Source organism: Haloarchaeobius litoreus (assembly GCF_024495425.1).
Lineage (GTDB): Archaea > Halobacteriota > Halobacteria > Halobacteriales > Natrialbaceae > Haloarchaeobius > Haloarchaeobius litoreus.
Genome location: NZ_JANHJR010000002.1, coordinates 1,036,529 through 1,060,664 on the forward strand (window position 1 = coordinate 1,036,529; position 24,136 = coordinate 1,060,664).

The 24,136-nt window shown below is 66.2% G+C and carries 26 protein-coding genes and 1 tRNA gene; 12 read left to right on the plus strand and 15 right to left on the minus strand.

Translation table 11 applies throughout. From position 1 onward, the window contains the following. Positions 1-38 precede the first annotated feature (38 nt). Positions 39-812, plus strand: a complete 774-nt coding sequence (locus NOW55_RS12040; RefSeq protein ID WP_256400335.1) for an ABC transporter permease — start codon at positions 39-41, stop codon at positions 810-812. A 3-nt stretch (positions 813-815) separates the two neighbouring features. Here NOW55_RS12040 and nucS read toward each other — a convergent pair whose 3' ends face one another. Then, positions 816-1,574, minus strand: a complete 759-nt coding sequence (gene nucS, locus NOW55_RS12045; protein WP_256400336.1) for an endonuclease NucS — start codon at positions 1,572-1,574, stop codon at positions 816-818. A 48-nt stretch (positions 1,575-1,622) separates the two neighbouring features. Then, positions 1,623-2,225, minus strand: coding sequence for a DUF420 domain-containing protein (locus NOW55_RS12050; protein WP_256400337.1), 603 nt, complete (start codon positions 2,223-2,225; stop codon positions 1,623-1,625). A gap of 159 nt (positions 2,226-2,384) precedes the next feature. Between NOW55_RS12050 and NOW55_RS12055 the strand changes: the two genes are divergently transcribed. The 3 genes from NOW55_RS12055 to NOW55_RS12065 all read left to right on the plus strand — a co-directional run bounded on the left by NOW55_RS12055 (position 2,385) and on the right by NOW55_RS12065 (position 4,335). Next, positions 2,385-2,801, plus strand: a complete 417-nt coding sequence (locus tag NOW55_RS12055; protein ID WP_256400338.1) for a cobalamin B12-binding domain-containing protein — start codon at positions 2,385-2,387, stop codon at positions 2,799-2,801. After that, positions 2,798-3,832 carry a methylmalonyl Co-A mutase-associated GTPase MeaB gene (gene meaB / locus NOW55_RS12060; protein ID WP_256400339.1) on the plus strand — a complete coding sequence of 345 codons (1,035 nt, stop codon included), beginning with the start codon at positions 2,798-2,800 and terminating at the stop codon, positions 3,830-3,832. Before NOW55_RS12055 ends, meaB begins: the two co-directional genes overlap by 4 nt. 71 nt (positions 3,833-3,903) lie before the next feature. Then, complete coding sequence (locus NOW55_RS12065; RefSeq protein ID WP_256400340.1) at positions 3,904-4,335, plus strand: plastocyanin/azurin family copper-binding protein; 432 nt, start codon at positions 3,904-3,906, stop codon at positions 4,333-4,335. 12 nt (positions 4,336-4,347) lie between these two features. On the opposite strand, the gene NOW55_RS12070 is transcribed toward NOW55_RS12065, so the two are convergent. The 4 genes from NOW55_RS12070 to NOW55_RS12085 are packed head-to-tail and all read right to left on the minus strand — an operon-like array spanning position 4,348 to position 6,872. Next, positions 4,348-5,007 carry a 30S ribosomal protein S3ae gene (locus NOW55_RS12070; protein WP_256400341.1) on the minus strand — a complete coding sequence of 220 codons (660 nt, stop codon included), beginning with the start codon at positions 5,005-5,007 and terminating at the stop codon, positions 4,348-4,350. Next, positions 5,004-5,240 (minus strand): KEOPS complex subunit Pcc1, encoded by a 237-nt coding sequence (locus NOW55_RS12075; RefSeq protein WP_256400342.1) that lies wholly within the window; start codon positions 5,238-5,240, stop codon positions 5,004-5,006. The genes NOW55_RS12070 and NOW55_RS12075 overlap by 4 nt, the downstream gene beginning before the upstream one ends. After that, positions 5,237-6,403 (minus strand): exonuclease RecJ, encoded by a 1,167-nt coding sequence (locus NOW55_RS12080; protein ID WP_256400343.1) that lies wholly within the window; start codon positions 6,401-6,403, stop codon positions 5,237-5,239. The genes NOW55_RS12075 and NOW55_RS12080 overlap by 4 nt, the downstream gene beginning before the upstream one ends. A gap of 4 nt (positions 6,404-6,407) precedes the next feature. Beyond that, complete coding sequence (locus tag NOW55_RS12085) at positions 6,408-6,872, minus strand: 30S ribosomal protein S15 (protein WP_256400344.1); 465 nt, start codon at positions 6,870-6,872, stop codon at positions 6,408-6,410. 262 nt (positions 6,873-7,134) lie between these two features. Between NOW55_RS12085 and NOW55_RS12090 the strand changes: the two genes are divergently transcribed. The 5 genes from NOW55_RS12090 (at position 7,135) to NOW55_RS12110 (ending at position 12,912) form a co-directional block, all read left to right on the plus strand. Next, positions 7,135-7,206: transfer RNA gene (locus tag NOW55_RS12090), tRNA-Ala, on the plus strand. Positions 7,207-7,360: 154 nt separating this feature from the next. Then, positions 7,361-7,513: a hypothetical protein gene (locus tag NOW55_RS12095; protein WP_256400345.1), complete on the plus strand. Its 153-nt coding sequence runs from the start codon at positions 7,361-7,363 to the stop codon at positions 7,511-7,513. A gap of 91 nt (positions 7,514-7,604) precedes the next feature. Next, complete coding sequence (locus NOW55_RS12100; RefSeq protein ID WP_256400346.1) at positions 7,605-8,366, plus strand: CehA/McbA family metallohydrolase; 762 nt, start codon at positions 7,605-7,607, stop codon at positions 8,364-8,366. A gap of 111 nt (positions 8,367-8,477) precedes the next feature. Continuing rightward, complete coding sequence (locus NOW55_RS12105) at positions 8,478-11,975, plus strand: PKD domain-containing protein (RefSeq protein WP_256400347.1); 3,498 nt, start codon at positions 8,478-8,480, stop codon at positions 11,973-11,975. Continuing rightward, positions 11,965-12,912, plus strand: coding sequence for a hypothetical protein (locus NOW55_RS12110; RefSeq protein WP_256400348.1), 948 nt, complete (start codon positions 11,965-11,967; stop codon positions 12,910-12,912). Before NOW55_RS12105 ends, NOW55_RS12110 begins: the two co-directional genes overlap by 11 nt. Here the strand turns inward: NOW55_RS12110 and NOW55_RS12115 are convergent, their stop codons facing one another. The 8 genes from NOW55_RS12115 to NOW55_RS12150 form a co-directional block, all read right to left on the minus strand. Further along, complete coding sequence (locus tag NOW55_RS12115; protein ID WP_256400349.1) at positions 12,913-13,143, minus strand: Rdx family protein; 231 nt, start codon at positions 13,141-13,143, stop codon at positions 12,913-12,915. Positions 13,144-13,199: 56 nt separating this feature from the next. Beyond that, the gene (surE, locus tag NOW55_RS12120) at positions 13,200-13,997 is read right to left on the minus strand and encodes a 5'/3'-nucleotidase SurE (protein ID WP_256400350.1); all 798 of its coding nucleotides are present in this window, start codon (positions 13,995-13,997) and stop codon (positions 13,200-13,202) included. 78 nt (positions 13,998-14,075) lie between these two features. Further along, complete coding sequence (locus NOW55_RS12125; RefSeq protein ID WP_256400351.1) at positions 14,076-15,290, minus strand: TIGR04347 family pseudo-SAM/SPASM protein; 1,215 nt, start codon at positions 15,288-15,290, stop codon at positions 14,076-14,078. A gap of 12 nt (positions 15,291-15,302) precedes the next feature. Continuing rightward, on the minus strand, positions 15,303-15,566 hold the full coding sequence (locus NOW55_RS12130; protein ID WP_256400352.1) for an Htur_1727 family rSAM-partnered candidate RiPP: 264 nt from the start codon (positions 15,564-15,566) through the stop codon (positions 15,303-15,305). A gap of 100 nt (positions 15,567-15,666) precedes the next feature. Beyond that, positions 15,667-17,118 carry a small ribosomal subunit Rsm22 family protein gene (locus NOW55_RS12135; protein WP_256400353.1) on the minus strand — a complete coding sequence of 484 codons (1,452 nt, stop codon included), beginning with the start codon at positions 17,116-17,118 and terminating at the stop codon, positions 15,667-15,669. Between the two features lie 2 nt (positions 17,119-17,120). After that, entirely contained in the window at positions 17,121-17,879 is a 759-nt protein-coding gene (locus NOW55_RS12140) for a prephenate dehydrogenase/arogenate dehydrogenase family protein (RefSeq protein WP_256400354.1), read from the minus strand. A gap of 210 nt (positions 17,880-18,089) precedes the next feature. Continuing rightward, positions 18,090-19,271, minus strand: a complete 1,182-nt coding sequence (locus NOW55_RS12145) for a M24 family metallopeptidase (RefSeq protein WP_256400355.1) — start codon at positions 19,269-19,271, stop codon at positions 18,090-18,092. A 77-nt stretch (positions 19,272-19,348) separates the two neighbouring features. Beyond that, a complete protein-coding gene (locus NOW55_RS12150; RefSeq protein WP_256400356.1) occupies positions 19,349-19,771 on the minus strand; it encodes a DUF8009 family protein in 423 nt (140 codons plus the stop codon). 95 nt (positions 19,772-19,866) lie between these two features. Here NOW55_RS12150 and aroA point away from each other — a divergent pair, with 95 nt between their 5' ends. From aroA to aroC, 3 genes are all read left to right on the plus strand, one after another. Beyond that, positions 19,867-21,153 (plus strand): 3-phosphoshikimate 1-carboxyvinyltransferase, encoded by a 1,287-nt coding sequence (aroA, locus tag NOW55_RS12155; protein WP_256400357.1) that lies wholly within the window; start codon positions 19,867-19,869, stop codon positions 21,151-21,153. 47 nt (positions 21,154-21,200) lie between these two features. Beyond that, on the plus strand, positions 21,201-22,439 hold the full coding sequence (locus NOW55_RS12160; RefSeq protein ID WP_256400358.1) for an alkaline phosphatase family protein: 1,239 nt from the start codon (positions 21,201-21,203) through the stop codon (positions 22,437-22,439). A 198-nt stretch (positions 22,440-22,637) separates the two neighbouring features. Next, positions 22,638-23,783: a chorismate synthase gene (gene aroC / locus NOW55_RS12165; RefSeq protein ID WP_256400359.1), complete on the plus strand. Its 1,146-nt coding sequence runs from the start codon at positions 22,638-22,640 to the stop codon at positions 23,781-23,783. A gap of 26 nt (positions 23,784-23,809) precedes the next feature. Here the strand turns inward: aroC and NOW55_RS12170 are convergent, their stop codons facing one another. After that, positions 23,810-24,016, minus strand: a complete 207-nt coding sequence (locus tag NOW55_RS12170) for a DUF8149 family protein (RefSeq protein WP_256400360.1) — start codon at positions 24,014-24,016, stop codon at positions 23,810-23,812. Between the last annotated feature and the right edge of the window lie 120 nt (positions 24,017-24,136).

Consider the following 24,136-nt stretch of genomic DNA (forward strand, 5'->3'; position numbering starts at 1 on the left):
CCGGTGGGCCTTAGCGCCCCCGGACCCGAGCCCCGCCCATGACGACGACGAGACGCGTCCGGTCCGAGTTCGTCGCAGCCTGGCACTCGTTCCTGCGCCGGCGGGTCGCCGTGTTCTTCACGTTCTTCTTCCCGGTGCTGCTCGTCGGCATCTTCGGCGCGCTGGTCCAGACGAACCCCACCGGTGGCGGCCTGTTCGCCGAGGACCCGGCGTACTACGTCCCCGGCTACCTCGCGACCGTGGTGCTCCAGACGCCCCTCTCGCGCATGGGCTCGGAGGTCGCCCGGCACCGCGAGGGCAGCCGCTTCGAGAAGCTCGCGACGACGCCGCTCTCGCGGGCCGAGTGGCTCCTCGCCCACACGCTCGTCAACACGGTCATCATCGCCATCGCCGGCTTCGCGCTGCTCGCGCTGACCGTCGTCCTGACCGGCGCGAGCATCACCTTCTCGCCGCTGCTCCTCCTGTACGTGCCGGTCGGCGTGGTCTGCTTCTGCGGCGTCGGCGCGCTGCTCGGCGCGCTCGCGGACTCCCAGGACGGGGCCATCACGGCCGCGAACGCTATCGGGCTCCCCCTGCTGTTCCTCTCGGAGACGTTCGTCCCGCCGTCGATGCTCCCGGACTGGTTCCACCCGCTCGTTGCACTCTCGCCGCTGACGTACTTCGCACACGGGCTCCGGCAGGCGATCTGGTCCGGTGCCGACCCGGGAACCGTCATCCTGGGGCTCGACGCCATCGAATCGCTGGCGCTGCTCGCGGTGCTCGCGGCCGTGTTCTTCGCGCTCGGCGCACGGGCGATTCCCGTGACGGACTGAGCTTCAGAGGAAATCGGAGAGCGTCTTCTCGCTGGACTCGCGCTTCTCGACGGCGAACTCCGACAGCTCGACGAACTCCAGCCCGTCGTCCCTGAGCGTTCGCCGCACCCGGTCGCTGGCGGACGGCGCGACGAGGATGCCCCGCACGTCCGGGTTCGACTCCCTGTAGAGCTCCATGTACCGCTTCAGCTGGTCGACGTTGTTCAGCGTCGCCTGCCGCCGTTTCACCTCGACGACCACCGGCCGACCCTCCGCGTCCTTCCCGTAGAAGTCGATGTAGCCGTAGACGCTCTCGCGCTCGTGCTCCACCACGCGAAAGCCCTCCTCGATGGCCGTCTCGGGGTTGCGCTCGATGTACTCGTGCATCTCCGCCTCGGTCCCACGCTCCTGGTACGTCGCCGGGTCGTCGGCGTCGAACCGCGTCAGCAGGTACGGCTCGTGGAGGTACACCCGCAGGTACTCGTTCGGGTTCGAGCGACGCGCGTACAGCAGCGGCGCGCCCTCGTCCTCCTCCACCTTGATTGTCGCGCCGGCGGGCATCCAGTTCACCGGCTGGTGCCCCGAGGGCCGGTGGACGAGGAGGGTGCCGTCGGGTTTGGCCACGACCAGCCGGTCGCCCGGCCCGAGGTAGCCCCCGCTGCGGCCGTCGTACTCCACCTCGCACTCCGCGAGACAGGTGACCATCGCGCCGTCGCGCTGGCCCGCCCTGACGACGCGTTCGATGGTCTCGGCGTCCGGTGAGTCGTGTCGTTCTGTCGGCACTGCCAGTCGGTACCGAGGTGGTCGTCAAAAGTCGGTCGGTCTCGGCGCTCAGACGAGCAGGCTCACGAGTCGCATCTCGGCGCTGTAGATGTGGTTCAGCATGACGTAGGTGACGACGCCGAGGGTGAGCGAGAGGATCCACGAGCCGGCGGCGATGCGGCCGATGCGCTTGTGCGCGGTGTCCCGGAGCTCCGCCGGCGAGTGCGTGAGCCCGAGCAGCAGCGCGTACAGCACGACCGGCACCGAGACCACGGAGAGCACGATGTGGATGGCGAGCATGAGCAGGTACGCACCGTAGACGAGGTCCGGTGCGCCGACGATGGCCTTCTCGCCGCCGCCGCCGACCTTCGTGAGGTAGAGCACGAGGAAGACGAGGATGAGGCTGAACGAGGTCAGCATGGCGGCCCGGTGCTTCCTGACGTCGCCGTTGCGAATCCAGTACCAGCCGAGCGCGAGCGACACCGTCGCAATCGTGTTGACGACCGCGATGGCGTGCGAGAGCAGGTCCGTCGTTTCCCTGCCGATCTCCGGGTAGATGGGAAAGAGCCCGGCGAACGTGCCGAGGACGAGCGCGTAGCCGAGCGCCGAGAGGACGACCGTCGTCGTCAGCACGTTCTCCCGGACCAGCCCGCGTGCGTTCGAGGTAGCCATTGTCGGGGGTTAGGAGCGGGGTTTCATCGGCCTTGCGCTTCCGGCGGGCCGTCCGAACTGCCACTCTCGTTGATTTACTACAGATTTAGTTGAAAAACGGGCGCTGGCGGCGGCGTGAGTTCCGTTAAAGTAAAACGCGGGCGTGGGGAACGTGGATGTATGAGTACCGACCAGTCGCAGCGGTCGATTCGGTGTCTCGTGGCCAAGGTCGGGCTGGACGGCCACGACCGCGGCGCACACGTCATCGCGCGGGCGTTCCGCGACGCCGGCTTCGAGGTCATCTACTCCGGGCTGCACAAGGCTCCCGACGAGATCGTCCAGGCGGCGGTCCAGGAGGACGTGAACGTGCTCGGCATCTCCATCCTCTCCGGTGCCCACAACACGCTCGTCCCGAAGATCGTCGCCGGCCTGAAGGAGTACGACGCGTTCGACGACACGCTCATCCTCGTCGGCGGGGTCATCCCCGACGACGACAAGGCCGAACTGAAGGAGCTCGGCGTCTCCGAGGTGTTCGGCCCCGGCACGCCGATGGAGGAGACGGTCGAGTACGTCCGCGAGAACGCGCCGGAACGATGAGCGAGTCGGCGGGACTGCTCGAGGACCTGCTCGCCGGCAAGCACCGCGCGCTCGCCCGTGTCATCACGAAGATAGAGAACCACGACCCGGGCTACCGCGAGCTCGTCTCCGGCCTCTACGAACACACCGGGCACGCCGAAGTCATCGGCATCACGGGCAGCCCCGGCGCGGGGAAGTCCACGCTGGTCGACAAGCTCGCAGAGCACTACCGCGAGCAGGGCGAGACCGTCGGCGTCGTCGCCATCGACCCCTCCTCGCCGTACACCGGCGGTGCGGTGCTGGGCGACCGCATCCGGATGGCGTCGAACGTCGGCGACATGGACGTGTTCTTCCGGTCGATGTCCGCCCGGGGCAACCTCGGCGGGCTCTCCACCGCGACGGCTGACGCCGTGAAGGCGATGGACGCCTTCGGCAAGGACAAGGTCATCATCGAGACGGTCGGCGCGGGCCAGAACGAGATCGACATCGTCGGCGCGGCGGACACGGTCTGCGTGCTCGTCCCACCCGGCGCGGGCGACAACGTCCAGATGCTCAAGGCTGGTATCCTCGAGATCGCGGACGTGTTCGTCGTGAACAAGGCCGACATGGACGGGGCGGACCGGACGGTGCAGGAGCTGACCGAGATGGTCCACCTCGGCCAGGGCTCGACGACGGTCGACGCGGGCCACCACGGCTTCGACGAGGTCGAGATGGACCTCGACATGCCCACCGACACCGACCCGTGGAAACCACCTATCGTGGAGACCATCGCCATCGACGGCGAGGGCGTCGTCGACCTCGTCGAGACGTTCGCCGAGCACCGGCAGTTCCTCGAGGACTCGGGCGAGCTCACCCGCCGCCGTCGCCAGCGCGTCGCCGAGGAGATACGGACGCTCCTGCGCGACGACGCGGCCGGGCTCGTCGCGGCCGAACTCGAGGACCACGGCGGCGTCGGCGCGTTCCTCGACGACGTGATGGCCGGCGACACCGACCCGTACACCATCGCCGACGACGTGATGGGGCCGATCCGCGACTGCGTCGAGGAGCAGTAGCCGTTCGCTCCGTTTCCCACTTCGCTGGACGAACCGTGACGCCTATGCGTGGGTCCTCCCTACCCGCGCGTATGGACCGCCGGACACTCCTCGCGTCGGTCGGCACCGCCACCGCAGTCGGGCTCTCGGGCTGTCTCGCTCTCTCCTCGACGAGCCGGACGAACTGCGGCGAGGCCTGCGACATCGGCATGTCGGCGAGCGCCTTCCGCCCGGGCGAACTCGAGGTATCGGTCGGCGACACCGTCGTCTGGAAGAACACCTCCAGCAAGGCCCACACTGTGACTGCCTACGAGGGGGCCATCCCCGAGGACGCCGCCTTCTTCGCCTCGGGCGGGTTCGACGGCGAGCAGGCCGCACGCGACGCCTGGTTCGACAGCCGCGGCGGCGCCATCCCCGTCGGGGAGACGTTCGAACACACGTTCGAGGTGCCCGGCGAGCACAACTACGTCTGTATCCCTCACGAACGCGGCGGCATGACCGGAAAAATCGTCGTGACGGAGTAGTCCGTCGAACGCTTACTCTTCGTCGTCCTCGTCGGCTGCGACGTCGACGTCCTCCTCGTCGACGTCGACTGCGGCCTCCTCCTCCGCGGCGACCTCTTCGGGACGGGCCTCGAGGGTCGCCTTCTTGATCTCGACGCGGCGCAGCGGGTAGATGGTCTTCGCCTCGCCGTAGATGGCCGAGGAGAGACGCCCCTCGACGACGGAGTCGACGAGCTCCGCGAAGGTGCGCTCCGCGGCGGCCTCCTCGACGATGTCGATCATCGTCTCGCGGATGGCGCGCTCCTGGCTGTGGTCCGCCTTCTTCGTCGTGAACGCGACGGGCTGGATCTGGACGCGGTAGTCGTCCGTGGTCAGCACGGTCACGTACGCGTCGATCTTCGACGCGCCGCGGCGGACCAGGCTGCGCAGGTAGTCACGCGTGAGCTCCTGCTTCACGAACTCGGTGTACGCGGCATCGGAGCCGACGTCGGTGATCTTGAAGGTCAGCTTGGTGTTGTTCTCGCTGGCGTTGTCGGTCAGGTCGCCCAGCGTGGTTTCGATGGTGCGGTCGAGCACCTTCTCCGGTTCGTCTGCGGGTGTGCTACCGAGCTCGGCCCGGTCGAACTGCTCCGGGGCGTGCACGGTGTACCACCGCTTCTCTTGCTTCTTGCGGGAAACGGATCGTTCGCTCATGGTTTGGATTTGTTGTGTCGGTATGCGTGCTGTACCACTCTGTCCGCGACGTCGACGTTCACGACGTAGTCGTCGACGGTCGACTGGAGTCCACCGGTCGTCTCGCGCTCGATGTGCGTGACGACCGTGTCTCCCTCGACCTCGCTCTGCATCTCGTCGGTGTTGTCCGGGCGGAGCGCTGCCGCGATCAGCTGCGGGCGCTCGTGTTCTGTCCGGACCGTCGCTCGTCTCATAGTGCCTCCCTGAACGCGTGGATGAACTCCTTCGTCTCGCACTCGTAGGTCGCGTACCCCGTCGTGGCGGTGCCGTCGTAGCTGCCGCCGGTCTGCGTGACCGTCCGGGCCATCGCGCCGGCGATACCACGGTCGTCGACCGCTGCTGCGGCGGCGTCGTCGTCCGCGAGCGCCAGCGCGACCGGCTCCGGCGACCGGAAGTCCCGGAGCAGCCGCGCCACCACCGGCGCGGGCGCGTCGTCGTCGACGCGGGCGACGAACAGGCCGTCGTACCGGCCGGTCGTCGCCGTCGCCAGCGCCTCGTGGGCCCGGGTGGCGGTGTCCCGCCACGCCCTGACGGCCGCGTCGGCCACGTCGTGCCCGAGCGCCAGCGCGATGCCGGTCCCGGGCGCGCTCGCGGCCGTACACGAGAGTACGTCGGCGAACCCGCCGACCGACGCGGTCGGCGAATCCGGCGTCGCGTACGGTCGCAGGCCGCGCTCGACGGCGGTGCCGGCGCGGTCGGTCACGTCGGCGTCGGTGACGGTCTCGACCGCGGCCAGCGATGCGAACCGCCGGCGGGCCGACTCGTCGGCGTCCGGCCCGAGTTCGGCGGCCACGTCCGTCAGCGTCGACTGCGCGTCGACACCGGCCGAGAACGGGCCGTGCAGCCACGTCGAGTGGGCCACGTCGGCGGGTTCCTCGGTCGGCAGGACGGCGCCGGGACGGCGGACCACGCGGCCCGTCGTCTCCGCCGCATCGAGCAGGCGTTCGGTCGCGCCCGTGCCCGGTGCCGCACCCGCCGCGACCGCGCCGGCCAGCGCCAGCACGGCGTCGGGTGCGCCCCCGAGGTCGTTCGCCAGCCGCCAGGCAGCCACGCTCGCCGGCTCGTCGGCCGGGTCGAGGTGGACGGCATCGGCGTCGGAGTCGCCCACGACGAGCGTCCGTCCGTCGCGGTCGTCGACAGCCCCCGCGCGCTCGGTGCGCTCGGCGACGGTGCGCCCGACGCTCACCTGGAACGGGATTCCATCGTCCGCCAGTGCGCGTGCGACCAGCCCCGCCGCTGCGAGACTGTCGCCGTCGGCACGGGGGACGAGGTGGACGAACGGGGCGCTCGCGAGGTCGGCGGCGACGTCGCTCGCCGACTGCGTGCCCCCGTCCGTGATGCGACCCGTGTGCGACATTCAGTTACTCGAGGAGTTCGACGGCCACGTCGTAGGAGTACGTGAAGTCCTCGTCGAGCTCGTCGCCACGGTAGTAGGACACCAGGCGACGGACCTTCGACTCGGTGTTCTGCAGGGCGCGCTTGTTCTGATGGTCGAGCGGGTGCTCCTCCATGTGCTCGCGGAGGCGCACGGCGCGCTCCATCAGGTTGGCCAGGTCCTCGGGCAGGTCCGAGCCAGCGTCGTGCTCGTCGAGGATCTCGGTGACCTTCTTGCCCGTGGCCAGCTTCACGTCCGGGACCGGCGTGCCCGTGACACCTTCGTCACGCAGCTTCATGCCGATCTGGGACGGCTCGTAGTCCTGCTCTGCCAGTTCGACGACGCGGGATTCGATCTCCTCTGCGTCGACGTCGCTCCACTCCGGCGGCTCGTCCGCCACGGGTCTGTCCGAACCGGACTGCCCACGACGGCGTGTATGCATTCGTGCCATAGTCTGAGGATAGGAACAACAGACCGCGCGAGACGAATCCGGTCGCCTGTCTGTCGGCACTGGCGACCGGGAGCACCTCCGCAATCCCAAGCCATCGAAGCCGATGGCGAGTCAGATTTGCGGCCGTGCTGTTCCCGAACACTGGTTTCGGCGTCGCGAGTAAAAGGATTGCTACTCGCGTTTGTGTGCGAGACCGCCACTCCCTCGCCGGAGTTTCGAGGGGTTTATCAATACCTCCCGGTCTACGTTGTACTGCCTTCGAGGGCTTGTAGATCAGCGGTAGATCACTCCCTTGGCATGGGAGAGGCCCCGGGTTCAAATCCCGGCAAGTCCACTCACTCCTTCCGTCGCTTCACCCCGTCACGGGTTCGTTTCCTCGCCGTCACTCCCTCGAGGAGCGCACCGACCCCCTGATCCTCTCGGGGCTGTACTGACATCACGGCGCTCCACGATACGTATCGGCACCGACCCGCCAGAGCGTCGCGACGATGACAGACAGCAGGGAGGCGTATCCCAGGAAGAGCAACACCATGAGCGGGATGCAGGCGAAGGTTCGGCAGGACGTAGACTGCCAGCAGGAGCACGAAGACGGCCCCCACCTCGCGACCGAGGAGGGTCCAGGACCGGTCGCCCATGAGTGATGGCGCTTCGCCAGCGAGTGACGTGCTTTCCGCTGCGGGCCAACGTCACACAGTCGAAAAGTATACTCGGCCCCGACACACCATTCGAACTATGGGCGGGAACACGGACCGAATCGCACTGGACCTCCACGTTCACAGCGACGCGTCCTACGACGGTCACGAACCCGTCGAACTCGTTCTCGAACACGCGGCCGACATCGGCCTCGACGGGGTGGTCATCACGGACCACGACCGCATCGAGGCGTCACGCAAAGCCGCGGAACTCGCCCAGGAGTTCGGGCTGGTCGGCATCCCCGGCGTCGAGGTGTCCACCGAGCACGGCCACCTCCTCGCCATCGGTGTCGAGGAACGCCCGCCGGCGGGGAAACCTTTCGACGAGACCGTCGAGCGTACGCGTGAGCTCGGCGGGGCTGCCGTCGTCCCGCACCCGTTCCAGCGCACCCGCCACGGCGTCCGGAAACGGAACGTGACCGACTGCGACGCCATCGAGACGTACAACTCGATGCTGTTCACCGGCTACCAGAACCGCCGTGCGAGACGGTTCGCCCGGGCACGTGACTACGCCGAGGTCGGTGGGAGCGACGCACACCACCTGATGAACGTCGGGCGCGCGGTGACGGTCATCGACCTCGACGACCCCGTCGACCGTGTCAGCGACGTCGCCGTCGCTCAGGTCGTCGACGCGCTCCGGACGGGCCGGACCCGCGTCCACGGGATGCGGACGCCCGTCCACCGGAGCACCATCCAGTACGGCGTCGGTGCCAGCCGAAAGGTGACCTATCTGGTCACGTCCCGGCTCCCCTACGTCCGACCGCGTCCCCGCGCTGTCGCCGAGTTCATGACCGACAACTGAGCCCGCCCGGTGCCTCACTCGACCCCAGCCGTCTCCACCTCGCCATCCCTCCCACTTCGGTAGCGATTGCTAGTCTTTATAATTGATGGCGAGTAAATTTTAACCCGAGAAATGAGAATTTATGCTGTCGCCCTGCTGCTCCTGACGCAGGCCGTCCTCCCCGGTGCGGTCGCCGCTGCGGACGACGAACAGACTCGGGCTCTCACGACGCCGAACGAACCGCCGCTGGCCGAGGCGGGACTGGATCAGCGCGTCCCGCACGGTCGAACGGTCCTCCTCGACGGCCGCGGGTCGCGAGACCCCGACGGAAACATCACCGGCTTCGAGTGGACGGTCACCAGGCCTGATGGCTCGCTGGTCACACCGGACTGCCCGACGTGTCCACGTACCACGTTCACTCCGAACGAGACGGGCACGTACCAGGTCGAACTGACCGTCAGCGACGACGACGGAGCCAGCACCTCGGACTCGCTATTCGTCGAAGTGACGGTCGGGAACGGGCCGACTGTCTCGCTCTCCGGGCCAACGACCACCACGGCCGGAGCCACGACCGAGTTCGTCGCCGACGCCCAGGCAGGGAGTGCCGAACTCGACCGCATCGAGTGGCGCGTCGACGGCACCGTCGTCGCCACGCGGGACCTCGACGGCGCTACCGAGAATGCGACCCTGGAAGGAACCTTCCCTAGCTCTGGAGCCTACACCGTCTCCGCACGCGTGTTCGACGCCTCCAACCGGTCGGATTCGGACACACGACCGATCTCGGTCACCGGAACCGCACCGCCGGGTAACGGAACCACTCCGAACGGCAGTGTGCCTGTCCTCCCCGGTCCAGGCAATCCCGGTGGTCCCAGTAGTCCCGGTGGTCCTGGGGCCCCCGGCGCCCCTGGAAACGGTGGCGGTAATGCCAGCACCCTCGCGGAACAGTACGACCCCGTCGTCCGCGGCCCCCAGGTCGTGACTGGCTCACGACCTCTCAGTGCATCCTACCGTCTTGGCAACTCCCCGTCAGCTGCGGCGCTCCAGCAGGTCGTCTGGTTCCGCGGCTCCGGGCGGTTCGACTCGGGTGACTCCACCCGCGTCGACTGGTCACCCGGCGACCATCGGCTGTTCGCCCTCGTCGACTACACCGACGGTTCGACCGACGTGGTGTCCTTCCCGAACGGTCGGACCACCGTCGTAGCCGACCCACAGCCCTCGCTCGCACTCTCCGAACTCGACGCTGACGGCCGTGTTAGCGGGAGTTTCACCGCCGGCGACAACTACGGTAACCTCGTCGACGTCGTCGTGGAGATCGACGGACAGACCGTTTACGAACGTCACGCCAGCCGTGCTGGGAGCCGCCCCACGCTTGGTTCCCGTGTCGAGTCCGAATTCGCGCTCGCCGATGTCGAGCCGAACTCCACGCACGAGGTCGTCGTTCGGGCGACCGACGGCCGTGGACAGACTGCGACGCTTCGGCGCGACGCAGCGTCGTCTGGCGAGATCGAGGTCGTCCGCGCCGAGTTCGTGAATACCCCCGTGGACTCGTACCACGAGCGACTCGATCCTGACCGGTATACGGCGCATCACGTGATTGAAGTGCGGTTGAATGGTAACTCGCCAGATGATTTACAAACGTATTATTCTGGTACCACAGGTGTAGATATGATTTCTAATGACAGTTCGAATAGGGAGTTGATTCAGAGAAGCGGTGAAGACGTACTCGTTATTCATTCATTCTGGACGTCAGAGACACCAAGAGATTATACCATCACTTATCTAATAGAAAATGATAGTCCGAGTTCAGAGTCATTAGTCGGTAATTCACAATTCACAGTAGAGCCTAGTGACCCTGTTCTAGTACTTACGACCCTTACTGACGGAACAGAGCCAGAGGTTAATGACTGGGGTGTCGTGGTCGATGCAACTCAGTCATTCGATCCAGATCATACAAGACTCCGATTCGATTGGAGTGGAGGGGCGAATCCCACTCCAGGAAATCCTATGATTGGCGAGTTTGACAGGATGGGAATGGGTGAACTAGAGGTCCGCGATGGAAACGATGGCTTCAGTGCCCAACGGTGTTGTTTCATGCAATTCTTTGTTCCCCAAATCGAGTCCGTTGAGCAGTTAAACGAAGGGCCGTTCAATGCCACAGATATCGTTCAATTCGAGATCTCATCGGATAATTGGGGATTCACCAAGAGCTCCGGTGGATACTACGATGTAGATCTCTCTTATGAGTCTGAATCTAGGTATGTTACCGTTCTATCGAATGACGAGACCCCATTAGAGTACAGGACGGAAGAACAAGGAGACGAACAACGGCAATATTCCCAGCGAACTATCGTTGAAGTACAAGCCGCTGCACTTAGTGAGGATACTGTTCAGCCCACGGTCGCACTGTACAATGATGCGCACCCAGACCGGGTGCGAACCAACGTCACGCTCCCGACGGTGGAAGTTCGGAACCAGACGACTACTGAACAGTTCAGGGACAACATCACGGTTGAGAGTCTCGCATACGAGGTCAGACGCGAGAACGGGACGAAACATCAGGTCGTAACCGATCAAAGTGAATTACAGGTGTATATCAGGGAAGGATATCAGATCGTCAGCGAGACTAGACGGACCACTGGTGTCTTGTTAGAGCGGCGTATAGAACGCGAGGAAGAACACACGTCAAGGATTTCGTTCGGCACAGAGGAAGACCGGGCGGAGTACCTTCGGGAGAACGCCAATGCCCGTTCTGCTGGTTCACGTGCTGTGACACAAACCCAAACGGAGTACGTTTGGCGAGATAGTCGAGGTGGCCCCGGAACGTACACGGATCAGACGAGGATGCGTACGATTCCAGCTCAGACACGTACCCTTACCCAGTACGAAACCGAGGTCAGGCACACCCAGACGGAAACCGAAATGGTTCGTACACCGTACGAACACACCGTCCGACGGACTTCGGAGCGACCCGTCACTCGGTGTAACCAGATGGTAGGCTGTTATGAGGTAACGGTTACTGAGACTGTTACCGATACCGTCACCGACTATCGGATGGTTCCAACGCCCGTCGAGGAAACATGGTGGACTACGTCGACCTATTGGAGCACGGTTCCTCAATCGCCAGGAGACTCGCCAACCGGCCGAACGAAGCAGGTCGTAGTGAGTGAATCCCGACAGGTACAGGAGTATAGATTTGCGGTCGAGAGTCAGGGGCAGGTAACTAGAGAAACGTTCTTCGCGACCCAGACACAGTCTGAGACGGTCGAAGAGTGGGAGACGTACCAAACAGTGCAAAACGAGGTCATTGCACAGAAATTTGCTAAGCGGGACGACATCCGTGTGGGTAATGTGGAGCAAGAACTAACTTGGACAGTTGCAACGCGTGGTGAGACGACGGAAGTTGTCTCCGAATACGAGGATCCCACGAACGTTGTTGAGACGATTGCCATCGTAACTGGCGAGGTGAGGGAGAGAGAATTTAACCCAATCACTGCCGAGACTGAGGTAGTGACAGTTGACACGTTCAGGGAAGAGGTTATTCGGGATGGGGTTGTGTCTACATACTACCTAATCCGGTCGGTTAGTAGTCAAGAATCGAACTGCTTGACGGGTGACTATTGTGAAGACTAAAATCACTGTGGCGTTGTTCGTAGTATTACTAAGCTTCCAGTCGTCGATATGGGTCGCATCAGTCACTAGTGCCGAAGAAATTGATTTGGCCCCTGAATCAGAACGAACTATTGAGTCATTTAAGGGAGTCATATATAATATTGAGTTTGATTCCGAGAAAAGGGTAATCAATGTGTCAGCCTACAATCCAAGACAAGAAGCAGTAAACTCATGGCTTGATATCGAAGTTGATAGAAGTATTATAAGAAATGGCGGGCTGAATCTATCCGCGGGAGAGACACAGCATTTCTCGTATAATATTAACGGGTCAATTGCTGCGGATCGTGAGAGCCACCACATCTTGGTTGGGACAATTGGCAACTCAACAAGGTATAATTTCAATTTGGCTATAAACTCGTCGTCCCCGAACGGTGTCCCACTCCCGGAAATAGAGAACGTCGAAGTAGTCCAGACTACGATTGACGGCGAGGAGACAACCGCAGCGAGAGTTACGGTCAGGAACGAGGCGAACGTGCAGTACAACCCAAAAATACGAGTCACGTCGCTCCAGACGCATTCGGAATCGCACATCGTCGGGATCCCAGACGAAGAGAACCGCCGCACCATCGTCATCCCACTGAACGAAGAGCCCGAGATGATCGTCGCCGGCGAGGTCAGACTGTTCACGGGTTGGATCCACAACGAGTCCAGAATCTCTGACCAGGTCGAGTTCGAGGGGACGGTGGACGGTGAGACGGAGGTGTGGGACCGCGAGTTCGAGCCGATCCAGATCGACTACGCGAACCGGGACGTCGACGAGTACCAGTACCGGAACGCGACGGTCAAGGCGAAGAACGACGAGATCTGGCGCGAGCGGCTGAAGCCCGTCGCGGTGGTCGCGGGCGTGATGCTGGTCGGTATCCTGCTCGTGGTGTCGGTGCTCTCGCGGCGTCGGTAGTCAGAGCTGTTCGCGGACGAGTCGGGCGATCTCGTCGACGTCGTACTCGTCGTCTGCTTTGTCGAAGACCGTCTCGTTGTCGACGTTGACGGTGAAGACGCCGTGGTCACCCGTTCGGAGGGTGACGCTGTCGATCTGTTCGCCGAAGTTCGAGAGGAGGACGTGCTGGACGTCTTCGGCGCGGTTGAGGTAGCCACACGGGACGCAGTACTCGATTTCGATGTCGGTCATGGGCGGGGGTTCGGGCCGCCGGTGGAAAAGCAACGGGGTCGAGCCGGAGCGGGTCCTCAGTCGGAGTTGTAGGTTGCCGCCAGTGCGTCGAGTGCCTCGTGGTGCTCGGTGGTGTGGGGGGCGGTGAGGGGGGAGACGCTGACGTGGCCGTCGACGATGGCGCGACGGTCGGTTCCTTCGGGGTCGGGGACGTCACCGGCTGCCATGCGTTCCCAGACGCGGTCGTGGAGGGAGGCGATGCCGTCGTCGACGGTGGCGTCCATGTCGTACATGTGCGACGGGCGGGTGATCTCGATGTCACCGGTGCAGTAGTCGGGGACGGGTGCGTTGAGGTTGAGGTAGTCGGCGTGGTCGAACACGCCGGCTCCGAGGGCGTGCTTCACGAGGTAGGTGGTGGCACGGGTCGCCTCGCGGTACTTCGATTCGGGGACGTCGACGTCGGTCCACTCCCGGTCGTCGTTGGGGTCGAGTGGGACGTACAGAGACGCTGCGATGGCGGGAACGCCGAAGAACGCGGCCTCGACGGCGGCGCTGACGGTGCCGGAGCGGCCGAGGACGTAGTGGCCGAGGTTGGCCCCCTTGTTGCAGCCGGAGACGACGAGGTCGGGGTTCGGGCAGATGGCCTGGAGGCCGGCGACGACGCAGTCCGCGGGGGTGCCCTCGATAGCGTAGCCGAGCTCGTGCTCGGCGATGTCGACCCGGCTGGAGATCGCACGACCGACGGCGCTCTGGTCGGTCGCGGGTGCGACGGCGGTGACGTCACCGAGGTCCGAGAGCGAGTCGTAGAGGGCTCTGAACCCCGGACTCTCGATGCCGTCGTCGTTGGTGAGGAGGATCTCGAGGTCGTCGTCCATGCCGGGTGGCTCGGAGTGGGTGGGCAAAAGGGCACCGTTCGGGGACTCCGAAGGCGTCAGGAGCGGTGTGGGTGTCGGTCAGTCGGCGTCCGTCGGCTGCAGTCCGCCGGTATCGGGCGCACGCTCTTCCGGCGTGAGGTAGCACTGCGGGTCGGGTGCGAACGGGTCGTCGTGGACCGCGAGCGACCGGAGCGGCGAGCCACCCTTGCAGATATCGGCGTACTGGCAGTCGGTGCAGCGTCCCTGGAGCCTGTCTTCGCGGGAGCGGAGCGCGTTCACGAGCGGGTTCGAGTCGTCCTCCCAGATTGCACCGAAGGAACGGTCGCGGACGTTGCCGAGGCTGTAGGACTGCCAGAACTGATTGAGGTGGACGTTGCCGTGGTAGTCGATGTCGGCGACGCGCTCGCCGGCGGGGTCGCCGCCGTTGGTCTTGAGATACCGGCGAACCGTTCGGGCACGGCCTTCACCCATCTCGCGGCGGGCGTACTCGGTGATGTAGCCGGCGTCGGCGTAGTTCCCGACGAGGAGGGTCTCTATCTCGTGACCCTCGTCGTGGTAGGCGCGAGTGAGGTCGCACACCTCGCGGACCGCCTCGCGTCGTTCCGCCGTCGAGAGGTCGGTGTCCGAGATGTCCGCACCGCGGCCGCCGTAGGCGAGGTGGTAGAAGCAGAAGCGGTCGAGTCCGATGTCGGCGAGCAGGTCGACGATGTCGCGGAGGTCGTCGCGGTTGTGTTGCGTGATGGTGTACCGGAGGCCGGTCTTCAGTCCGGTGTCGAGGCAGTGCTCGATGCCTCGAACCGCGGCGTCGAACGCGCCGTCCTGTCCGCGGAAATGGTCGTTCGTCTCGGCCATCCCGTCGACAGAGATGCCGGCGTAGGCGAGACCCGCGTCGGCGAGCGCCCGGGCACGGTCCGCGGTGATGAGCGTCCCGTTGGTCGAGAGGACCGGGCGGAGGCCCACGTCGGCGGCGTAGTCGACGAGTTCGACGAGGTCCGGCCTGACGAGGGGTTCCCCACCGGAGAACAGGACGACCGGGACGCCGTAGTCTGCGAGGTCATCGAGCAGTCGTTTCCCCTCACGGGTCGAGAACTCGCCGTCGGCCCCGCTGTCGCAGGCGCTGGCGTAGCAGTGCTCGCAGTAGAGGTTGCAGCCGCGCGTCGTGTTCCAGACGACGACCGGTCGCCGCTGTTTCTCCTCGGAGATCTGTTCTTTGTCGGATTCGTCGGCTGCGTCGTACCGGAGGCCGTCGCCCTCGGCGTCGAGCCCACACAGTAGCTTCGAGACGGATATCATGGTTCGTGATGGTCAGTCGTCCGCGGGGGTCGCGGCCTCGTCGAGCGTCGAGGGAGTGAACCGGTGCACAGCCTCGGCAGGGCAGAGCCAGAGGTCGTCCGCGGTGAACGAGAACAGCGCGCCCGCCTGCTCGTAGGCGATGTCCCAGCTATCGGCCGTGACGCTCCCGACGTGTTGCATCGGGCCGGTACTGGTCTCCCGGACGAAGACCTCCCACTCCGAGCCGTCGGTCGCTCGCGGTGCATCGCTGATGCGTTGTCGGTCGTCCACTGGCATACCCGCCGGTTGCCAGGCGACTCAAAAGTCACCCTCGCAGATTTTCAGCGGGTGGGAATGGTTGTGAGGATGTTCGGGTCCGGAGGCTGGCCTGGCGCGCTCAGACCGGCTTCGGGATGCGGTCGACGACGGTCTCCTCGTCGACGACGAGGTTGTAGGAGTCCTCGTCGTCGTTCCAGAGGGCGAGCACGCCGTCGAAGACGAGGAGGTCGCCGTAGTCCGCGGTGGCGAGGTCGGCGTTCCCGACGGTCTCGCGCACGAGGACGGCGTAGTTGTCCTCGTGTTCGGAGCCGTCGCCGATCTTGAACAGCTGGTTGGCAGTGGGGTCGTCGGGCGAGAGGTCGTGGGAGAGTTTCACCGCGAGCAGGTCGATGCGGTTCGAGACGTGGTCGTCCATGTTCGCCATCTTCGCGTAGGTGTTCGCCGATGGCGTGACGTCGAGGAGACGTTCGTCGTCGTGGCGGAGGACGCTGTAGGAGAACTGGACGTCGACGTTCACGAACTCGCCGTCGGCTGGCTCGCGGTCGTCGGCGGCGTCCGCGTCGTCGGCGCGTCGCTCGTCGAGTCGGCGCTGGAACGCGGGGACCGCGAGGTCGGGCCGGACGTCGAACGACCAGCCACGGTCGGTCGGTGCCTCGTTCGGCCAGAGGCGGACGGTGGGGGCGTAGACGGTCGGACTGTCGTCGGTTCCATCGTCCGCAACCGCTCGTTCCAGCGCACGGAGGCCGGTGCTCGTGTTGCGGTCGGCAGGCGCGAGTGCGACGAGCGAGCCGTCGGCGGCGACGTGGTCGAGGTAGCGTCGGAGGACCGTCTCCGGGTCCTCGAGCTCGTTGAGGACGTTCGCGAAGAGGACGATGTCGTACTCGCCCTCGGGTTCGAACGCCTCGGCGGTCGTCTCGTGGACGGTCGGGTGGACGTTCGGGCCGGTCTCCGCGAGGAGCGCGCCGAGCACTTCGGTCGCGGCGCTGGGCTCGACGGCGTGGTAGTCGACGAGTGCGTCGTCGGGCAGGTAGTCGTTGATGCCGAGTGCCGGGCCGCCGACGCCGGCACCGACGTCGAGGATTCGGAGCTCCCGGGGGAGCAGGCGTTTCGCGACGAGGTCGTTCAGGGTGTACTGGACAGCGGCGTAGAAGTCCGGCAGGTGGTAGATGGCGTACCCGAGCGCCACGTCCGTATCGTACTCGACCTGGCGTCGCTGGTAGTAGTCGTCCTTGAGCCGGCGGATGGTCTCGCGGAGCCGGTCCCCGGACTCGCCGGTCGCCCACTCGTAGCCGTAGTGGTCCACGAGCAGTTCGTCGAGCGCGCTGGCGTAGGTCTCCGGGAGCGACTCGACCACGTCGATAGGGGTCTCGACCGGCCGCTCCGACACCGGGACGAAGGTACCGTCCCCGCGTTCGACGAGTTCGAGGTCGACGGCCTCCTCACGGAGCACCTGCCGGACGACGGCGGGGTGGGGCTGGCTGGCGACGTACTCACAGATCTCGTCGGGGTCGATGGGCCGGACGTTCCGGAGGTACTTGGCGTTGGAGACGACTGCCTCTCTGTCGACCATCGTCAGGTACCCCCCGGTCCGTCGTCGTCGGTCGTCCCGTCCCGCAGTCGTTCGTACAGCTGTTCGAACTCGTCACGGTCCGCGTCGGCGATCCTGGCGGCGGCCTCGGCGAGCGCGTCCGCGCCGTCGAACCGCGACTGGATGTCGGCGTAGACGTGCGCGTCACCGTCGGTCACCCGGTCGACGAGGGTCTGCAGGTCGGCCGAGACGGGCGTGTGGAATCGTTCGTCGACGGGTTCGGCGGCGAGACCGTAGGCGAGGACGGCCGCATGGGCGCTCGCCTGGACCGTCTCCATCGCCTCGTCGTGTTCGTCCGCAGTCGTCTCGAAGACCTCGTTGCCGGCGTCGGTGAGTGCGGTCCGGACCGCATCGACCGTCGGGCCGGACTCGTCGGTGACGGCGGCGATCCGCCCGGGTGCGCTCGACGGCGCGAACAGGGGGTGGAGGCTCAGCCGTTCGAGAGCCGGTGCGTGGTCGCGCATCGCCGCGAGCGGGGTCGCCATCTCGCCGGTCACGTCGACGATCGCGCGTTCGGCGCGGTCGGCCTGTGCCGCGATGGCGTCACCGACGACGGGCATCGGTACCGCGAGACAGACCACCTCGTAGGTGTCGGTGCCGTCGAGGTCAGCGGTCGTACCGCCGACGGCGGCCGCCGCCTCGCGAGCCGCGCCTCCGTCCGCGTCCGCGAAGGTGACGGTGCCGTCGAGTGCGTCGGCTAGCCAACGTCCCATGGAGCCGGCCCCGACGACGAGTGTTCGCATCGCTACGGGGTAGCGAACCGGCGTTCAAAAGGGGTTCGGTCGGCCTCAGAAGAAGCCCGCGTAGTAGAACAGGCCGATGGTCAGCACGACGAGCAGACCGATGGTTATCATCAGCCAGTTGAACGCGCCCTCGGGGCTCATGGCGGAGAGGTTCATGTTCTCGAGTTCCCCGAGCGTCATTTTAAAGCTGTTTATCCGGGGTCGTGGGCATCAGTCCACGACCAGCTCGACCGGGTAGTCGACGAGGTTCTCGTAGCCGTCCTCGGTGACGACGACGATATCCTCGATGCGGACGCCGCCGACCGCGGGGTCGTACAGGCCGGGCTCGATGGTGATGATGTGACCCGCCTGCAGCTCCTCGCCGTCGCGGGAGACCGCGGGTCCCTCGTGGACATCCAGCCCGACGCCGTGACCGGTCGAGTGGATGAAGCCGGTCTCGGTGCCCGGGTCGGTGAAGATGGTCGGGTAGCCGGCGTCCTGGTAGACGTCGATGACGGCCTGGTTCACCGCGTCACCGGTCGCGCCCGCCTCGACGACGTCGAGTGCCGCCTTTCGGGCCTCGTCGGTGACCTCGTACCACTCGCGCTGGGTCTCCGAGGGCTCGCCCTTCAGGAACGTCCGGGTCATGTCCGAGTGGTACTTCGTCGCCTTGTCCTTCGGGAAGATGTCGACGATGACGAACTCGTCCGCGCGGATGGGACCGCTGCCGCGGTCGTGGGGGTCTGCAGCGTTCTCACCGCAGGCGACGATGGTCTCGTCGAGTGCGCAGTCGTGCCGGAGCAGGCTGATCTCGATCTCCTGCTTGACGAACTCGCAGGTGAGCACCTCGCCGTCGGGCCGGTGGAGGACGCCGTCATCGTCGACAGTCGCCTCCGCGACGAGCTCCTCTGCACGGGCCATCGCGGCCTCGTTGGCCCGCTGTGCCGTCCGGACGTTGTCGACCTCCTCGTCGGTCTTCACGGCGCGGATGTCGCCGACGACCCCCTCCTCGTCGGGGACCACCGAGACGTCCTGGTTCCGGAGGCCGTCCGCCGTCCCGACCGGGAAATCGCGGCCGACGGCGACCGACTCACAGCCGAGGTCGGCGAGGAACTCGGCCTGGACGAGCTCGGTCGCCCTCTCGGCGCTGTGTTCCCGTCGCTTCTCCTGCAGGTCGTAGTCGGTGAGCCGTGCGACCCGGTCGAGTCGACCCTCCTTCTTCGCCCGGCCGTACTCCAGCGACGAGACGAGCGCCGCCGTCTCGTCGGGTGTGTAGACCGCGAAGAACGGGTCCGGTGCCCCGAAACCGGTCAGATAGTAGCAGTCAGAGTTCGACTCGTCGTCGTAGAACGCGTAGCCATCGAGGCCCTCCTCGTCGAGGAACGCGTCCAGTGCGGAGAGGTCCGGGTCCATACGGCGACAGTTCCGCGGAGCGAGTAAAAACCGTCCGGTTGGGGAACCGGGCGGCCGGTTCCGTCGGGGCGACGGCCTCACCCGAGCACGGCCACGTCGACCTCGTGCTGACCGTCCGGTGTCGACAGTTCGACCGAATCGGCGAGGTGCTCCCTGACCGTCTCTCGCCACTCCTCGACCGCATCGACGTGGCGCTCGTGGTGGCTCTCGACGTCGTACTCCCCGTCGGGTTCCGTATCCACGGCTCGCGGGTACCTGGGGGCCGAGGCCTCGACCAGCCGGTCCGGCGAGATGTGGAAGGCCCCGGTCTCCTCATCGCGACCATCGGTGACGCCGCCCGGACCGACACGGTGGATTCGGGCGCGCATCCGACCGTTGAACGGCGGGGTGACCCGGAGCACCGTCTCGGCCCCCTGCTCGCTCGCCACCAGCGCCGCGACCACGTCGTTCGCGTGGATCGCCAGCGACCGGATCACTGTCGGGTCGTCATCCTCGCTCACGTCTCGACACAGGGCAGCGCCGGACTTGAGTACGTCGCCGACGGTAATCTCACCGCTGTCGGTACGCTCATGGCGCGACCGCCCCACGACCGGATATGGACGTCTCCATCTCGCCTTCGACGGTCCACGGAACCGCCAGGGCACCGCCCTCGAAGAGCTACACGCACAGGGCCATCCTCGCCGCGGGCTACGCCGACGGGGCGGCCGTGACGGACCCGCTTCTCAGCGCCGACACACGGGCGACAGCTCGCGCTGTGGAAGCTTTCGGCGGGTCGGTCGCGGTGACCGACGACGAGAGCCGCCTCGATGTCGATGGCTTCGACGGTGTGCCCGGCGTCCCGGCCGACGTCATCGACTGCGCCAACAGCGGGACGACGATGCGACTCGTCACGGCAGCCGCCGGCCTGGTCGACGGGACGACCGTCCTGACCGGCGACGAGTCGCTCCGCTCGCGCCCGCAGGGCCCGCTCCTCGACGCACTCACCGAACTCGGCGCGAGAGCCGAGAGTACCCGTGAGAACGGGCAGGCACCGCTCGTCGTGACCGGGCCCATCTCCGGCGGGAGGGTCTCGATTCCCGGCGACGTGTCCTCGCAGTACGTCACCGCGCTGCTCATGGCCGGTGCGAACACCGACGAGGGCATCCGGGTCGACCTCGAAACCGAGCTGAAGTCCGCGCCGTACGTCGACATCACGCTCGACGTACTCGACGCGTTCGGCGTCGATGCCCACCGGACCGACGACGGCTTCGCTGTCGACGGTGGCCAGCGATACGACCCCGGTGGCGAGTACGCCGTCCCCGGCGACTTCTCCTCGCTGTCGTACCTGCTCGCAGCCGGAGCCGTCGCGGCCCCCGAGGGGCTGACGCTCGACGGCGCAGTCCCGAGCGCGCAGGGGGACACCGCCATCGTCGACGTACTCGACAGGATGGGTGCGGCGGTCGACTGGGACCGCGAGGCGGGCACCATCGATGTGTCGCAGTCGTCGCTGTCCGGTACCACGGTCGACGTGGGGGACACGCCCGACCTCCTTCCCACCATCGCCGCGCTCGGTGCAATCGCCGACGGCGAGACGCGCATCGAGAACGTCGAGCACGTCCGCTACAAGGAGACGGACCGCGTGAGCGCGATGGCCGAGGAGCTGACGAAACTCGGCGCGAGCGTCACCGAGCACGAGGACGAACTGGTCGTCTACGGCGACGAGAGCGAGCTCGTCGGTGCCCGCGTCGACGGGCGGAAGGACCACCGTATCGTGATGGCGCTCTCCGTCGTCGGCCTCGTCGCCGAGGGCGAAACCACCGTCGCGGGCGGCGAACACGTCGACGTGTCGTTCCCGAACTTCTTCGACGTGCTTGCGGACCTCGGTGCGACCGTTCGACGCTGACCCCCACAACCGGGGACTCTTTTTACGAGTCGGCCGTTCGTCGGCGTATGCTCCGGACGGATGTCGCGGCATCGCTGCGGGACCGGTTCGAGGACGATGGCTACCTCTTTCCGGACTACGACGGCTACTGCTTCTCGAACCTGCCGGGCTCGGTCGCGTCGCTGCTCGACGCCGCCGCCGGCCGAACGCTCCCGGCGGACACCTTCGATGGCGTCGACACCGATGGCATCGAGACGGTGCTCGTCGTGTTGGTCGACGGCTTCGGCTGGACGCAGTGGCAGCGCGAGCGCGAGCACCACGCGTTCCTCGACCGCCTCACCGACACGGCACGGGTGACGCCGCTCACCTCCATCTACCCGAGCGAGACCGCGGCCGCCATCACGACGTTCCACACCGGCGCGCTCCCGGCCGAGCACGGCGTCGTCGGCTGGAACGTCCACGACCCCGGGTTCGAGGAGACGTTCGAGGCGCTTCCGTTCCTGACGAAAGAGGGGGTCCCGCCGACCGGGCTGGGGCCTGACGAGGTGTTCGACGCCGACGCGATCTACCCGGCGCTGTCCGAGCAGGGCGTCGAAGCCCACCACGTCGTTCCGTTCGACGAGACGTACGAGGGCGCGACGGCGCACACCTACGGTGCGCTGGACGAGCTGCCCGGGCAGCTTCGGACCGCGGTCGACGCCGCCGATGGGCGGTCGTACTGCTTCTGCTACATCCCGCACGTCGACCACGAGGGACATCGGACGGGGACGCGCTCGGATGCGTACCGCGACACGGTCGCCGAGGTGTTCGACGTGCTAGAGCGGTCGCTCGCCGGCCTCGACGACGAGACGCGCGAGGGGACGCTGTTGCTGGTGACGGCTGACCACGGACACGTGGACACGGACCCCGAACGGAACGTGAACCTGGACGAGGATGCAGCGTTGGTCGACGCGCTGGAGCGCGATAGAAAGGGAGAACGCGTCCGCTTTGCCGGGAGTCCACGCAACGTCCAGCTTCACTTGCAACGGGGGCGTGTGGAGGCGACGGCCGACCGACTGGCGTCGTCGCTCGACGCTCGCGTCTACACACAGGAGCAGGTGTTGGAGGCGCAGCTGTTTGGCGACGTGAAGTCGTCGGAGACGTTCCTACGGCGGCTCGGCGACGTGACGCTGACGCACCGCGAGCTCGGCACGTGGTGGGGCGACCACGAGGCCGAGGAACTCTCGCTGGTCGGGATGCATGGAGGGTTGCACCCCGAGGAGATGTTGACCGAGGTCGCGGCCGTCAGGCTCGCCGAGCTATCGTGATGGCGGAGTCGTGACTGCACGTTCGGATGGGGGCTGACAGGCGACGCCTGCACTCCCCCTGCACGCTGCGTCGCACAACCGCGAGACGTGCAGGGGTGCCGGTCAGGTCACGCCGGGACTGGTCCCGCCATGGTACTTCAACGGTCAGTTCTGGCGCTGTCTAGAACACCTAAATCCCCGGGTCCCCGAGTCGGGGACATGAACGGCAATCGTTTCGGTCGTCTGTTCCAGATGACCACGTTCGGGGAGAGCCACGGCGAGGCGATGGGCGTGACAGTCTCCGGCTGTCCCGCCGGCCTGGCGCTCTCGGAGGAGGACGTACAGGCGGAGCTGGACCGCCGCAAGCCCGGCCAGTCCCACATCACGACGAGTCGCGGCGAGCCGGACGCGGTCTCCATCAAGTCGGGCGTGCAGGACGGCTACACGACGGGAACGCCCATCGGGATGGTCATCGAGAACAAGGACGCCCGCTCGGGCAAGTACGAGCCGTTCATCACGGCTCCACGGCCGAGCCACGGCGACTTCACGTACTCCGCGAAGTTCGGGACGCGGAACTGGGGCGGCGGCGGGCGCTCGTCGGCCCGGGAGACGGTGAACTGGGTCGCAGCGGGGGCCATCGCGAAGAAGATCCTCGCGACGGAGGGGGTAGAGGTCCGGGCGCACGTCAACCAGATCGGCGACGTCGAGGCCCCCGAGGTGTCGTGGGAGGAGCTGGGCGAGCACACCGAGGAGAACGAGGTCCGCTGTGCGCATCCCGAGACCGCCGAGCGGATGCGGGACCTGATCGACGAGTACCAGGAGGCGGGCGACTCCATCGGCGGGAGCGTCTACTTCGAGACGCGGGGCGTGCCTCGCGGGCTCGGCGCGCCGCGGTTCGACGGCGTCCCGTCGCGGCTCGGACAGGCGTTCATGTCCATCCCGGCGACGACCGCCTTCGAGTTCGGTCTGGGACGGGAGGCCCGCGGGGTCGCCGGCATCGACCGGAACGAGGACTGGGAGTTCGACGAGGACGGCGACCCGGTCCCGGTCGGCAACGACCACGGGGGCCTGCAGGGCGGCATCACGACGGGCGAGCCCATCTACGGCGAGATAACGTGGCACGCGCCCACGTCCATTCCGAAGGAGCAGACGACGGTCGACTGGGAGACGGGCGAGGAGAAGCAGGTGCAGGTCATCGGCCGCCACGACCCCGTGCTGCCGCCGCGGGCGGTGCCCGTCGTCGAGTCGATGGTGGCGTGTACGATACTCGACTTCATGCTGCTCGGGGGCCGCATCAACCCGGACCGGCTGGACGGCCAGCCGGGCGAGTACGATACCGACTACCACCCGAGCCAGCCCGAGTAGACGGCCTGTGGGCGGGTTCGAACGTCTCAGTCGAGAAGCCCCATATCCTTCGCGACGAGGTCGTTCAGCTGGTCGAGCACGTCGGGGTCGACCTGCGCACCCGGCTCGCCGTCGTGGAGTTGGTCGTTGTGTCTGGCGACCGCGTCCTCGACCTCGCTGAAGGGGACGGCGGTCCGTGTGTCGCAGTCGTCGCAGACGACCGGAATCTCGGGCAGTTCGTCGTCGCTGGTCATGGGCGAACCGAGTCGGTTCCGGATTAAAATTCGTGCGGTTCGACCGTCCGTTCGCGGCGTCGACGGCCCCGCCGTCGGTCTTTCACTATTATTCCATGCTAATGTATAGCAAAGGCTTTA